The following is a 13,895-nucleotide window of genomic DNA, read 5'->3' as shown; positions in this document are numbered from 1 at the left end:
ACGGCCTCCAGCGGGACTTTCTGAATAGCGGCACGACATCGTTGTGGCTCGCACGCGACGGTTCGCCTGAAGCAGGCGCAAGCCGGCCTGCTGATACACGCGGCCTGACGCTTACAGATCCATTCCGGTAACCATTCAGCGTGACATTTGAGTGTCAACGGTTGTTTCTGTCACACAGGTTGTAGTAGTGTCGTGCCGTCCAAAATGAGGAAAGCTCGCTGGCCTGCCGGCGGCGGCCCGCGCAACACGATTGCGCCGGCCGTAAGTGCAGGCCCGCACGGGGCGCCGCGCGATGTATCCGTCGCCGGCCAATGCGTATTGAACGCCAACGATTTACCGCGCATTAGCGTTTTGCCATGCCTGATTTCCGCTTTCCGGATCCATCCTCGGACCGTCGCGCCGTCGCCAGTCATGTCGGCGCGCGCGTAGCCATCGTGGCCGGCGGCATGTTTGCATCCCGCCGCGAAAGGAGAGCCGCCTGATGGATCTGTTCAGCTTCACCCTGAACCGCACTGCCAACGCTTCGGCGTGGCGGGTGCTGCCCAATCGTTGGGATTTCGTTGCGTTTCCGCTCATCATCTGCCTGATCGCGATGGCCGTGGTCGGTTTCCACGAGACGATGGCGCCCATCTCGACGCTGCAAAGCGAGCCGATTTCGCTCGACCCGGCGAAGCTGCCTGAGTACGCGCTGCGTACCACGCTCCGCATGCTCGCCGCGATGGTCGCGTCGCTGACCTTCACGCTGGTCTACGGCACGCTCGCCGCGAAGAGCCGCCGCGCGGGCCAGGTGCTGGTGCCGATTCTCGACATCCTTCAGTCGGTGCCCGTGCTCGGCTACATCTCGTTCACGGTGACGTTCTTCCTCGCGCTCTTTCCGTCGCGGGTGCTGGGCGCCGAGCTGGCCGCGATCTTCGCGATCTTCACGAGCCAGGCGTGGAACATGACCTTCAGCTTCTACCAGTCGCTGCGCACCGTGCCGCGCGATCTGGACGAGGTGTCGAAGGGCTTCCATCTGACGTCGTGGCAGCGCTTCTGGAAGCTCGAAGTGCCGTTCTCGATGCCGGGCCTCATCTGGAACATGATGATGTCGATGTCGGGCGGCTGGTTTTTCGTGGTCGCCTCCGAGGCCATCACGGTCGGCAATCACACCATCACGCTGCCGGGCATCGGCGCGTATCTGGCGGCGGCGATCTCCGAGAAGAACCTGCACGCGATCGGCTGGGTGATCCTGACGATGACGGTCGTGATTCTCGCGTACGACCAGTTCCTGTTCCGTCCGCTCGTCGCGTGGTCGGACAAGTTCCGCATGGAGAACACGAGTTCCGGCGACGCGCCGGAATCGTGGCTACTCGACCTGATCCGCCGCACGCGGCTGATTCACCGCCTGCTCGTGCCCATCGGCTGGATGTTCGCGAAGGCTGCGCGCGTGCCGATCCGCTTGCCGAGCGTCGGGCCGGTGAAGTTCGCAAAGCCGGCCGTGCTCAAGCCGTCCAGAACGGGCGACATCGTTTGGTCCGTGATCGTCGTGCTGGTGACGGTATTTGTCGTGTATCGCGTCGTCGAGTACGTACGCACGGGCGTGACGCTCGATGAAGTGGGCCATGTGTTCGTGCTCGGTCTCATCACGCTGCTGCGCGTGACGTTGCTGATCGCGCTCGCGTCGGTCGTGTGGCTGCCCATCGGCGTGCTGATCGGGCTGCGCCCCTCGCTCGCGGAGAAGATCCAGCCGCTCGCGCAGTTCCTCGCGGCGTTCCCGGCGAACCTGCTGTTCCCCGTGTTCGTGATCGTGATCGTCAAGTTCAATCTGAACCCGGACATCTGGCTGTCGCCGCTGATCGTGCTCGGCACGCAGTGGTATATCCTGTTCAACGTGATTGCGGGCGCGAGCGCGTATCCGAACGATTACAGAGAAGCCGCGAAGAATTTCCGCATCCGCGGCTGGCAATGGTGGCGCCAGGCCATGCTGCCGGGTGTGTTCCCGTACTATGTGACGGGCGCGATCACCGCCTCGGGCGGCGCGTGGAACGCGAGCATCGTCGCGGAAGCCGTGGAGTGGGGCAACACCAAACTCGCGGCGCACGGGCTCGGCGCGTATATCGCGCAGTACACGGCTGCGGGCGACTATCCGAAGATCATTCTGGGCATCGCGGTGATGTCCCTGTTCGTGTCCCTCTTCAATCGCGTGTTGTGGCGTCCGCTGTACGCCTACGCCGAAAGCCGTCTGCGGCTCGATTGAGATTCATTGAAGGCATAACGCGATGCAAAATCCGAAAACCGTAACCGCCGCGCCGATCCAGACGCCGCCGATGCCGCCGCGCCTCGGCGAAGAAATCCTGCGCGTCAAGGACGTGTGCCGCGGGTTCAACAAGACCCAAGGCGAACTGCTGGTTCTCGACGACGCCAATCTGTCGCTGCGCGAAGGCGAGATCGTCGGGCTGCTCGGTCGCTCGGGCTCGGGCAAGTCGACGCTGCTGCGTATCATCGCCGGCCTGATCGAGCCGACGGACGGCGAAGTGACCTACATGGGCAAGCCGCTCAAAGGGCCTGCCGAAGGCGTCGCGATGGTGTTCCAGACCTTCGCGCTGTTTCCGTGGCTGACCGTGCTGCAGAACGTGGAAGCGGGTCTCGAGGCGCTCGGCGTCGGTGCGCGTGCGCGCCGCGAACGCGCGCTCGCCGCGATCGATCTGATCGGTCTCGATGGCTTCGAGAACGCGTATCCGCGCGAACTGTCGGGCGGCATGCGCCAGCGTGTCGGCTTTGCGCGCGCGCTGGTCGTCGATCCGACACTGCTGCTGATGGACGAGCCGTTCTCCGCGCTCGACGTGCTGACGGCCGAGACGCTGCGTACCGACCTGCTGGACCTGTGGACGCAAGGGCGCATGCCGATCAAGTCGGTGCTGATCGTCACACACAACATCGAGGAAGCCGTGTTCATGTGCGACCGCATCCTCGTGCTGTCGTCGAATCCGGGCCGCGTGATCGCCGAGATCAAGGTGCCGTTCAAGCATCCGCGCAACCGTCTCGACCCGGCGTTCCGGCGGCTGGTCGACGACATCTACGCGAAGATGACGGCGCGTCAAACGGATGAGAAAACGAAGAAGGGGCTGGAGCTGCATAGCTGGCTGCCGCACGTGTCGACCAACCTGATGGCGGGTCTGATCGAAACGCTGGCGGCCGCGCCGTATCACGGCCGCGCGGACATGCCGGAAATCGCGCGTTCATTGCATCTGGAAGTGGACGACCTGTTCCCGATCGCCGAAGTGCTGCAGCATCTGGGCTTCGCGGACGTACGCGAAGGCGATATTTTCCTGACGCCGCCCGCGCGCGTGTTTGCCGAGTTCGGCACGCAGGAGCGCAAGCTGATGTTCGCCGACCATCTGCTCAAGCATGTGCCGCTCGCGGCGCGAATCAAGAAGGTGCTGAACGAGCGGCCGGGACACCGCGCGCCGCGCGTGCGCTTCGAGCAGGAACTGGAAGACTTCCTGTCGGACAGCGCGGCTGAAGAGACGCTCGACGCCGTCATCAACTGGGGCCGTTATGCCGAGATCTTCTCGTATAACGACCAGACGGAAATTTTCAGCCTTGAGGACGTCGAGTCCTGACGGCAGCGCGCGAATGGCGTGCGCGTAAAAAGAAGGGGAGCCGCGCGGCTCCCCTTTGTTTTGGTCCCGATGCGCTGCGCTACGAGCAGCGGCACCGCGAGCGTTACTGCAGATTGCCCCAGCGCTCGACAGCCGGTTCGGCCGACGCCCATTTCCAGTAACCCTTGTTGTCCTGCTGGCAGGCACTCGCCGTGTACCAGTCGACCTCCGCATCGGGCTTGTCGCCGTCGATGACCGAGAACACGAACTCCTTGCAGATCGCGAGCGACGACGCGAACGCGCGCGTCACGCGCACCTGTCCGTGACCGTTCTCGATGGGCAGCGAGTGCTTGACGCTCCAGTCGCGCGTCTCGCCGACGGGCATCGCGCCCGCCAGCGCCGCTATCAGGTTCTGCTGATCCGAGTGCATCACGCGCATATAGCGCGCGACGGCTTCATCGGTGGTGGCCTGCACGGCAATGCCCACGCCGATGCCCACAGCGGGATTCGCGGTGAAGATGCCCGTCGCCGCGCCGGCGCCGGCGCCCGCTGCCGCGCCGACGGAAGCCGAACTGCAGCCGCTGACGATCGCGCCCGCGCCGATACACAACGCCCCGACGAGCGCGAGCCGCACAGCCGCCGCCCGCAGGTTTCCGGTTGACGGGCGCGCGCTCATTGCAGCGAGCCCCAGCGTTCCGTCGCGGGCTCTGCCGACGCCCACTTCCACGCCGTGCCATCGCGGCAGATCGACGCGACATAGAACGCGCTCGACGCGGGCACGTTCTTCGTCGCGATTTTATCGACGGAGAAGACGATTTCCTTGCAGTCGAGTTCGCCCGCGCTGATCGTGCGGCTGACAGTCACGCGGCCATGCTCGTCTTCTTCGATCGGCACCGAATGCGTGATGCTCCACGGCGCGACCGCGCCGACCGCGAGCGGGCCGGCGACCACGGCGATGCTGTCCTGGGTGTTGCGATGGATCACGCGTTCGGAGTACTGCACACCTGCGCGCGCCGCGGCGACGGCGCCAAGGCCGATACCCGTGGCGACGGCGGCGTTGTTCGTCACTTTCGCGGCGATGGCCGCGCCCGCGATACCGGCGCCCGCCGTGGCACCTTCCGAATAGAGCGATCCGCATCCGCTCAACGTCGTGGTGACGGCGACGGCCAGGGCTGCAATCAGCGTGGCGCTCGGGAAGATCGATCGCCGCATGGCGCTGGGCGGCGCGGCGTGTTTGTAACGGTGCATTGCTTTTTGCATTTCTTCGTCGTCACTCCTGCTCGTGCCTTCGACGTGTGGAGCGCGCCAGCGCGAAGGCAGATACATCTGATTTTTCGCTGCGGCATTGTGCAGGATGCGTTTTGTAATTGGCATAGGGAAAATGCAAGCAATTGCAAAAGATGCTGCGTGGTCGCGGTCTTTCTGATTCGCGTGAGCAGCAGTTGGCATGCCTGAGCAAGGCATGGGGGCGCGGCTGGCGTGAGCGCTTGCGTGCGGCGCGGCTCGATTGAAGAAGAGACGGCTTTACTGAAAGCCGCGAACTTGGTGCGGGGAGGGGTGGTGCGAAGAAGGACGCGCAAAAACCGCAAAAACGATCAGCGCGCAACAGGCTGCGCGCGTCGCCGCGAATCAGTTGTCGTCGTGATTCGACTCTTCGTCGCCGTAGGTGCTGAGGCGGTTGTACAGCGTCTTGAGACTCACGCCGAGCGCTTTCGCCGCGCGCCGCTTGTCGCCGCCGCAGTACTTGAGCGTGCCGAGAATGATCTGCTTCTGCGCATCGGCGAGCGGCGTGCCGATCCACACGCTCATCGAGTCGCCGACCGTCACGGGTTTCTTCACGCGTGACATCAGATGCGGATGCGGCAACTCCACCGCCTTCTCCGCCAGAATGAACGCGCGATACACCGCGTTCTTCAGTTCGCGCACGTTACCGGGCCACGACCAGGTGCGCAGCGTTTCCATCGAACGCTTGCTGAACACCTTGTTCGTGCCTTCCTGGCGGTTGAGCTCGTCAAGGAAATGCACGGCCAGCAGTTCACGGTCGCCTTCGCGCTCGCGCAGCGGCGGCGCGCGCAGCGGGAACACGGCGAGCCGGTACATCAGATCTTCGCGCAGGCCGTTTTCCTTCACCGCGACGGCCGGGTCACGATTGGTCGCGGCGATCACGCGCACGTCGCCGCGAATCAGCTCGGTGCCGCCGACACGATAGAACGTGCCCGTCTCCAGCGCGCGCAGCAGTTTCACCTGCCGCACGGGCGCCATTTCGGTGACTTCGTCGAGAAACAGCGTGCCGCCGTTCGCATGCTCGAAGTAGCCGATGCGGCCCTGGACCGCGCCCGTGAAGCTGCCTTTTTCATGGCCGAACAGTTCGGCTTCGATCAGTTCGTCGGGTATCGCGCCGCAGTTGACGGCGACGAACGCGCCGCCCTTGCGCGCGCTATGGTCGTGAATCGTGCGCGCGATCAGCTCCTTGCCCGTGCCCGATTCGCCGATGATGAGCGCGGTCGCATCGGTCGCGGCCACGCGGTCGATCTGTTTGTAGAGATCCAGCATGACGGGCGACGAGCCGTACAGCGTGCCGTACGACTTCAGTCCCGGGACGTTTTCCGCCGCGCGTTGCTTCGCCGGAGACGCACCGCCGCCATCGGCTTCGGTGGCGGGCGAGTCCAGATCGGTTGACGACATAGGCAAGGGTGTCCTGTGCAATTTCGGGTGGGTGTCGTGAATGGCGCAGGCCAGTATCGAGAGCGTGGATTGCCTCGTAAGAGTGGTCCACTATCTCACAAAAGGCAATTTAACCACTCACGCGCCATTTCCGGCAAGGCGCATGCAGGTTTGCCGTTCGCAGGCAGTTCGCAAACGTTAACGTACGATCGACACGCGTTGCCGGCAAAAGTTGCGCGACGCGCGCGGCGTGTCGGCAACTTTGTCTGCTTCACGCATGCCTGCGCGCGGCCTTCGCGCGGTCTTCAGTTGCGCCGCGTTTTGCGGAACTTGCTGGGTACCCGTGGATCGCACGAGGATGCCAGGAACGACCGTTGCGACGGACAGGAGATGGCGCATGACACCGGAACCGCCCGTCGTCAGACGGGACAAATCCGGTCCCCGCGCCGGAACAGGAGATTGCAATGACGGAAACCACTGAACAGCTCGCGTTGGGCCGGCAAAAACTTGTCCAGGATCTCAACGTGCTGTTGACCGATTCAGAAGAAATGCTGCGACTCGCGGCGGCTGTGCCGGGCGAAGGCCTCGACGCGCTGCGTGAGCGGCTGCGCACGCACGTCGATTCCGTGCAGAACGCGCTCGCCGACGCGCAGACCTCGGCCCAGCGGCGTTACCGCAGCGCCACCGTCCAGACCGAGCGATACGTGCGCCAGAACCCGTGGCGGGCGCTGGGCATCGCGGCCGGCGTCGGCTTCGTGCTCGGCATGCTCGCCGCGCGCTGAGCGGCGCCAATCCGGCGCGGCGGCCGCGTGGCCGCTGCCCTTTCCATTCACGACAGCAAGGAGTTCAACATGGCACGACCCAGGATCGGCGTATTCGGCGCCCTGTTCGCCGTGGGCGGCGTACTGGCATGGCGCTGGGTGCAAAAGCAGCGCGCCGCGCAGCAACCGCTCGCGCGCGATCTGACGCGCTGGGAAGGCGAGGGCGGCGCCGTGACGGAAGCGGCGCAACCTGCGCCGGATGCACCGGGCGCGCAGGTTGCGCCCACGCCCGCCAAACATCTGCACAACGGCAACGGCGCGGATCACGGGGACGCGTGGCCGTTTCCACGCAGCTAAACCGGCACTGACGCCCGGCACTGAAGCGCACGGCCGAATGCAATTTGATACGACCGTGCGCCGCCTCGTATGCGAGTTGATGTTTTTTCGATTCGAGGCCTTATAATGAGCAAAAAGCACAACAATAAGTGCATTTTATAGCAAAATTTGCGGTAATTGTTGCGTAGATGCGTTAATTCGGAAAGTTTTTCCGGTTGAGGCGTCCGTCGCTGTGATGCGAGCGTATGCTTGAAAATCGCAGCGCGCGGGCGCTTTCGTCGTTCGCAACTTCCGGCGAGACGCAGGCTGCGCGTATCCATGACCAGCACTTACGAGCTTTCCATACGCGATGCCACATGTATTGATTGTCGATGACGATCCGAGTACCCGCGAGGCGCTGGCGGCCATCATCGCGGAAGACGGGCTGACCACGGCGACGGCGGGCGATCTGCGCGAGGCCCGCATCCAGCTGGTGCGGCAAACGCCTGACGTCGTGTTCACCGATCTGAAGCTGCCCGATGGGTCGGGCGTCGACCTGTTCGAGGATCTCGATCCACGCTCGGGCGTCGAGTTCGTGGTGATCACGGGGCATGCGACGGTCGAGTCGGCTGTGAGCGCGCTGAAAATGGGCGCCGCCGATTACCTCGTGAAGCCGATCAACATGCAGCGCGTGAAGGCCATCTTGAGCCGCCTGCCGCGCGCGGGCGACCTGAAGGCGGAAATCGGCACGCTGCGCGGCGAGTTGCGGCGCATGGGCCGCTTTGGCCTGATGCTCGGCAATTCGCCCATCATGCAGCAGGTGTACGACCAGATCAGCCGCGTCGCGCCCACGGCCGCTTCCGTGATGCTGGTGGGCGAATCGGGCACGGGCAAGGAAGTCGCCGCGCAGACGCTGCATCAATTGAGCTTGCGTCGCAAGCACGCGTTTCTTGCCGTCAATTGCGGCGCGATCTCGCCGAACCTGATCGAATCGGAGATGTTCGGCCACGAGCGCGGCGCGTTCACGGGCGCCGACCGTCAGCACAAAGGCTATTTCGAACGCGCGAACGGCGGCACGCTGTTCCTCGACGAAATCACCGAAATGCCGATCGAGTTGCAGGTGAAGCTGCTGCGCGTGCTGGAGACGGGCATGTTCATGCGCGTCGGCACGACGAAGGAAATCGAAACCGACGTGCGCCTGATCGCCGCGACGAACCGCGATCCGGAGCAGGCCGTACTGGAAGGCAAGCTGCGCCTCGACCTGTATCACCGTCTGAACGTGTTTCCGATCAGCCTGCCGCCGCTGCGCGAGCGCGGCAAGGATGTCGAACTGCTCGCGCAAGCGTTCCTCGACGATCTCAACGAGCAGCACACCACCAAGAAGCACTTCCCGCCCGCTGTGAAGGAGATGCTGCTGTCGTACCCGTGGCCCGGCAATGTGCGCGAACTGAAGAACTACGTGCAACGCGCGCACATCATGGCGGGCACAGATTCGGACAGCACGGCCACCGTGCCGCTGCAGATTTCGCTGTCCAAGCCGACGGCGGGCACGGCGATCACGATTCCGTTCGGCACATCGCTCGCCGAGGCCGACCGTCAGCTGATTCTGGCGACGCTCGAACAGTGCGGCGGCGTGAAGACGCGTGCGGCCGAAATTCTCGGCATCAGCCTGAAGACGCTGTATAACCGGCTCGTCGAATACGGCAACGATGCCGGACGCGCCGACGGCGACGACGTCAGCGACGAGCCGCAGGCGCTCGGCAAGGCCGACGCTTGAGCGCGTCGCGCTCGATGACATAAGTGATATGGCGGGATTTTGCCGCTGTCCGCTACGGCGGACAGCGACACAACGGCACATGCCTTGCTGGTTTGGTTCAACAGTCGCTTGCGCGCGAAGCGCTGGCGACATCGAACGAAAACAGGGAGCCCGACCATGCCGGACCATGACGCCGTCCACGCTGTCTACGAAATCCACGCGCACCGCCCCGAACCCATTACGCCGAGCACGCCACCCGAGCCGGACCCGCCCGATACGGTGCCCGATCCGACGCGTGAACCCACCGACCCCGATACGCCCGCTATCGGCGACCCGCCGTCGCAGCCTTCGCAAACGCCGCATACGAGCGCGCGCATGACGCTGCTGCCGGAATTCTGACCTTTTCGTATTCGGAATGGCGCGGCGCAACCGGGGTTTCGCGCGCCGAATGCAATCAACGGGCCCGCGCTCTGTACGCGTTACAAAACCGCCGAACTTTTTACCGGCAATTTACGTTCATCGGCATAGACTAGTGTGATGCGGCCCGGGCAAACCCTGTCCGGGCACTGGCCTTCCCCTGGAGGCGTCCATCATGAGACATCCCGCATTGCGGCGCTCCGCGCGTCATTCGAAGCGCGACCAGCGCCCAGCCGGCGGCTCGGGCAATCCCCCCGTCGGACCGGACCCGGCGCAGCAGAACCGCCCGGCGCCCGGCGCACCGCCAGACGGGGATCACAACCAGGGCGGCACGCGTCAGGAAGGGCTGGAATACCAGCGCGACCTGGGCTCCGAGCAGGACGCCTGAAGCCACTTTTCCCGCCGGTTCCGGCCGGATCGTCGAGCGAAAAATCTGCTGCGCGCGTGCCTGGGCGCAGCTAGTTTTTGCTCGCCTGTCACATTTACGTACATTTTTATTCCGTCTTTTCGCGCGTGACGGCATAGGACTTGCGTGCCGTAAGGCGGAGTATCACCGCATGTACAGTCAACTGAATGAGGTGGAGCCGCAATGAGCAGATTGATCGTCGTTTCAAACCGCGTCGCGCCGACTCAGGAAGGACGCCCCGCAGCGGGCGGTCTCGCAATCGGAGTGCTGGACGCCCTGAAGGAAACGGGAGGAGTGTGGTTCGGCTGGAGTGGCGAGACCGTCGCCGAGTCGTCGCCGCCCGTCATCGAGAAACAGGGCAACGTGACCTACGCCACCGTGGGGCTGACCAAGCGCGACTACGACCAGTACTACCGCGGTTTCTCGAATGCGACGCTATGGCCGACGTTCCACTACCGAAATGATCTGTCGCGCTACGACCGGCAGGAATATGCCGGCTATCTGCGGGTGAACGTGACGCTCGCGAAGCAGTTGAAGGAATTGCTTAAGCCCGACGACATCATCTGGGTGCACGACTATCACCTGTTGCCGTTCGCGCGCTGCCTGCGCGATCTGGGCGTGAAGAATCCGATCGGCTTCTTCCTGCATATTCCGTTTCCGGTGCCGGAAGTGATGCGTACCGTTCCGCCGCACGAGGAACTTGTGAAGTGCATGTGCAGCTACGATGTGGTCGGTTTCCAGACGGACGCGGACCGGCAGTCGTTCGTCGATTACATCGAGCGCGGCAAGCACGGCACGTCGAGCGACGAGAACATGATTCACGCGTACGGCCGCTTCCTGAAGGTGGCGGCGTACCCGATCGGCATCTATCCCGACGCGATTGCCAAGGCTGCCGAGCAGTTCACCGACCGCAAGCCGGTGCGTAGTCTGCGCGACGGCATGCGCGGCCGCAAGCTGATCATGAGCGTGGATCGGCTGGACTATTCGAAAGGGCTGGTCGAGCGCTTCCAGGCATTCGAGCGTCTGTTGCAGAGCGCGCCCGGCTGGCATGGCCGCGTGTCGCTCGTGCAGATCGCGCCGCCGACACGCGCCGATGTGCAGACGTATCAACGCATCCGGCAGACGCTGGAAGGCGAGGCGGGGCGCATCAATGGCCGCTTTGCGCAGTTGGACTGGACGCCTATCCAATACCTGAATCGCAAGTACGAGCGCAATCTGCTGATGGCGCTGTTCCGTCAGTCGCAGGTCGGCTATGTGACGCCGCTGCGCGACGGGATGAACCTCGTCGCAAAGGAATACGTCGCGTCGCAGGACCCGGCCGATCCCGGCGTGCTGGTGCTCTCGCAGTTCGCGGGCGCGGCCGAGCAGTTGCCAGGCGCGCTGGTCGTCAATCCGTTCGATCTGTCGCAGATGGCCGAGGCGCTGGAGCGCGCGCTGTCGATGCCGCTCGCCGAGCGCCAGGCGCGTCACGCGGACATGATGGCGCCGCTGCGCGAGAACAACCTGTCGGTATGGCGCGATACGTTCCTTGCCGATTTGCGGAATGTCGCGACGGCTTCGTCGGTGACGGAGAAGGCCGTCAAGCGCGCGGACGTCACGGTCTGAAATCGCGTGAGATGAGTAAGATCGCGCGGCCTCGCGGGACGCGCAGGTTCACGAACGGCAGCCCTCGCAGGCTGCCGTTTTCGTTTCCAGCCAGGCGTCTTTCGAACCGTCGAACCCGTCACGCCTGCTGCTGGTTAAGCTCAGTGAGCGGCACAGGCGTCTGACGCGGATCGAAATCGGCCCATCTCCCGCGTTGCCAGTGACCGGTCGCCCGCTCGATATCGGCGCCGCCCGCCTCGCGCAGAATCCGCGCCGCTTCCAACTGGTTCTCCGGGCACACATGCACGGCGACGAGCACGCCCGAGTTGCGCATCTCGTGATGCACGACGTCGTGATGCTCATGCGGACCGCTGCGCGCCTGGGCCATCTTGCCCACCACCAACCCGAGATACGCACCGACACCCGCCGCGATCACGACGACGGGCATCGACGCCGAAAACGCGGTGAACACTGCGACGCCGATCACGGCGCCCGCGACGGCGCCGATCGTCACCGCGTGGTGATGGCGAGGGTGCGTCGGCGGTGGCGCGGAGGAGATCGTGGGCGGGGCGGCAGCGTGTTCGTCGAGCGGATGGCGCGCATGCTGGCCACGCGGATTGACGAAAAACAGCGTGACGTCTTCACCGGGAAAGCCGTTGTCGAAGAGCTTTTGCGCGGCGTCTTCGGCGGCGGGGAAAGTGGTGAAACGTCCAGCGACGATGAGTGACATGGTGCCCCCTATCGTTCAAAGGCCGAGGTTCGAAGGCCAGAGCGAAACCCGCACCGGACGTCGTGACCGACATCGGCGGTTGAAGGCATCGTCTACAAGAATAGGCGGAAAGCGGGGCGTTGGGAGGTATGCGTTACGCGGCCGTCGGCGCGCTGTGCCGGACGCGCATCGTGCTGACGAGCGCGCCCGCGCCCGCGAAGCACGCTGCCACGTAGAGCGTGAGCACGGGGCCATGCTGCGGCGCGATGCCGAAGATCAGCGCGACGAGCGCCGAGCCGAGCGTTTGCCCCGTCAGGCGCGCGGTGCCGAGCATGCCGCTCGCCCCGCCGCTGCGGTGGCGCGGCGCCGCCGACAGCATCGTCCGGTTGTTGGGTGACTGGAAAATGCCAAAGCCCGCGCCGCACAGCGCCATGCGCCACACGATATCGAACGCTGTGGGGTGCGCGCCGAGCGTGGCGAGCAGCAGCAGGCCGAGCGCCAGCGTCGCGAGTCCGAGGCCGCCGAGCCAGCCCGCCGAGATCCGGTCCGACAGCACGCCCGACAGCGGCGCCGCGCCGACGATCACGAGCGGCCACGGCGTCATCAGCAGCCCTGTCTCGACCTGGGACAGGCCCAGATTGTTTTGCAGCAGGAACGGCAGCGACACGAACGCGAGCATTTGCGCGCAGAACGAGCACACCGACGTGCCCACCGATAACGCAAAGATGGGAATGCGCAGCAGATCGACGGGCAACAGCGGCGCGGATTGCGTGAGTTGCCGTCGCACGAAGAAGTAACCGATCACGATCGCGCCGATCAGTTCGGCGGCGACGAAGCCGTAGCGCTCGCCGTGACCGAAGCCATCGACGGCGAAAATCAGAAGCCCGAACACGAACGCGTTCATCACGGCGCTCGGATAGTCATACGGCGACGGATGCCCCTGGTTGTGCGGCAGCGCGCGCCAGCCCACTGCGATGGCGGCGACGCCGATCGGCACGTTGATCGCGAAGAGCCACGGCCACGCCGCGACGGCGAGCACGGCGGACGCCACCGTCGGCCCGACGGCGGACGAGATGGCGACCACCATCGCGTTGATCGCGACGCCGCGCCCGAGTTGCGTGGGCGGATAGATCATCCGCACCAGCGCGGTGTTGACGCTCATGATGCCCGCCGCGCCGAAGCCCTGGATCACGCGGGCGAGCGCGAGCGTCGGCAGCGATGTGGCGAGCGCGCAGCCGAGCGACGCGACCGTGAACAGCACCAGCCCGCCCATATAGACGCGCCGGTAGCCGATGCGATCGCCCAGCGACGACAGCGGCAGCAGCGAGATCGTCACCGACAGCTGATACGCGTTGACGACCCAGATCGAGCTCGCCGCGCTCGCGCGCAGGTTTCGCGCGATGGTCGGCAGCGCGACATTGGCGATCGCACTGTCGAGCACGGCGAGCGTGATGCCCAGCGCGACGACGAGAATCGCCCAGTAGCGCTGCGGGATAGGCAGCCCCAGTTCGGGTTCCGGCGCGGCGGCGGGAGAGGGAGCATCGGGGTTGGAAGCGCCCGTTGGATGGCGGTGGTCGGTCGACGAAGAAGCTTGCATTGTGTTGTTGTGATGAGCGGCGAGGCGGTCGAGTCCAGGATTGTGCTTCCTGTTGTCGCGACAGCGGTCGTGACAGCAGGCGACCGCTTCGCCCCGGCATGACAC

13 protein-coding genes are annotated in these 13,895 nt (G+C 64.8%); 8 read left to right on the top strand and 5 right to left on the bottom strand.

The window, feature by feature from the left end; translation table 11 throughout:
* Positions 1–481: 481 nt before the first annotated feature.
* Both H1204_RS12055 and H1204_RS12050 read left to right on the top strand, forming a co-directional pair.
* Positions 482–2,236: an ABC transporter permease subunit gene (locus tag H1204_RS12055; RefSeq protein WP_180728485.1), complete on the top strand. Its 1,755-nt coding sequence runs from the start codon at positions 482–484 to the stop codon at positions 2,234–2,236.
* A 22-nt stretch (positions 2,237–2,258) separates the two neighbouring features.
* On the top strand, positions 2,259–3,602 hold the full coding sequence (locus H1204_RS12050) for a nitrate/sulfonate/bicarbonate ABC transporter ATP-binding protein (RefSeq protein WP_180728484.1): 1,344 nt from the start codon (positions 2,259–2,261) through the stop codon (positions 3,600–3,602).
* Positions 3,603–3,705: 103 nt separating this feature from the next.
* Here the strand turns inward: H1204_RS12050 and H1204_RS12045 are convergent, their stop codons facing one another.
* The 3 genes from H1204_RS12045 to H1204_RS12035 all read right to left on the bottom strand — a co-directional run bounded on the left by H1204_RS12045 (position 3,706) and on the right by H1204_RS12035 (position 6,266).
* Positions 3,706–4,257: a hypothetical protein gene (locus H1204_RS12045; protein ID WP_180728483.1), complete on the bottom strand. Its 552-nt coding sequence runs from the start codon at positions 4,255–4,257 to the stop codon at positions 3,706–3,708.
* Entirely contained in the window at positions 4,254–4,793 is a 540-nt protein-coding gene (locus H1204_RS12040; RefSeq protein WP_243468621.1) for a hypothetical protein, read from the bottom strand. The genes H1204_RS12045 and H1204_RS12040 overlap by 4 nt, the downstream gene beginning before the upstream one ends.
* Before the next feature lie 417 nt (positions 4,794–5,210).
* The gene (locus tag H1204_RS12035) at positions 5,211–6,266 is read right to left on the bottom strand and encodes a sigma-54 dependent transcriptional regulator (protein WP_180728481.1); all 1,056 of its coding nucleotides are present in this window, start codon (positions 6,264–6,266) and stop codon (positions 5,211–5,213) included.
* A 443-nt stretch (positions 6,267–6,709) separates the two neighbouring features.
* Between H1204_RS12035 and H1204_RS12030 the strand changes: the two genes are divergently transcribed.
* The 6 genes from H1204_RS12030 (at position 6,710) to otsA (ending at position 11,505) form a co-directional block, all read left to right on the top strand.
* A complete protein-coding gene (locus H1204_RS12030) occupies positions 6,710–7,027 on the top strand; it encodes a DUF883 family protein (protein ID WP_180728480.1) in 318 nt (105 codons plus the stop codon).
* A gap of 69 nt (positions 7,028–7,096) precedes the next feature.
* Positions 7,097–7,363 (top strand): hypothetical protein, encoded by a 267-nt coding sequence (locus tag H1204_RS12025; RefSeq protein WP_180728479.1) that lies wholly within the window; start codon positions 7,097–7,099, stop codon positions 7,361–7,363.
* A 328-nt stretch (positions 7,364–7,691) separates the two neighbouring features.
* On the top strand, positions 7,692–9,098 hold the full coding sequence (locus tag H1204_RS12020) for a sigma-54 dependent transcriptional regulator (RefSeq protein ID WP_180728478.1): 1,407 nt from the start codon (positions 7,692–7,694) through the stop codon (positions 9,096–9,098).
* Between the two features lie 156 nt (positions 9,099–9,254).
* Positions 9,255–9,476: a hypothetical protein gene (locus H1204_RS12015; RefSeq protein ID WP_180728477.1), complete on the top strand. Its 222-nt coding sequence runs from the start codon at positions 9,255–9,257 to the stop codon at positions 9,474–9,476.
* 193 nt (positions 9,477–9,669) lie between these two features.
* On the top strand, positions 9,670–9,882 hold the full coding sequence (locus H1204_RS12010) for a hypothetical protein (protein WP_007587923.1): 213 nt from the start codon (positions 9,670–9,672) through the stop codon (positions 9,880–9,882).
* 201 nt (positions 9,883–10,083) lie between these two features.
* Positions 10,084–11,505, top strand: coding sequence for an alpha,alpha-trehalose-phosphate synthase (UDP-forming) (gene otsA / locus H1204_RS12005; protein WP_180728476.1), 1,422 nt, complete (start codon positions 10,084–10,086; stop codon positions 11,503–11,505).
* Positions 11,506–11,623: 118 nt separating this feature from the next.
* Here otsA and H1204_RS12000 read toward each other — a convergent pair whose 3' ends face one another.
* Complete coding sequence (locus H1204_RS12000) at positions 11,624–12,214, bottom strand: hypothetical protein (protein ID WP_180728475.1); 591 nt, start codon at positions 12,212–12,214, stop codon at positions 11,624–11,626.
* 133 nt (positions 12,215–12,347) lie between these two features.
* A complete protein-coding gene (locus H1204_RS11995; protein ID WP_180728474.1) occupies positions 12,348–13,790 on the bottom strand; it encodes an MFS transporter in 1,443 nt (480 codons plus the stop codon).
* Between the last annotated feature and the right edge of the window lie 105 nt (positions 13,791–13,895).

The sequence above is a fragment of the Paraburkholderia sp. PGU19 genome (assembly GCF_013426915.1).
Taxonomy (GTDB): Bacteria; Pseudomonadota; Gammaproteobacteria; order Burkholderiales; family Burkholderiaceae; genus Paraburkholderia.
The sequence above is the reverse complement of the archived record's forward strand: the minus strand, read 5'-3'. Positions and strand labels throughout refer to the sequence as shown.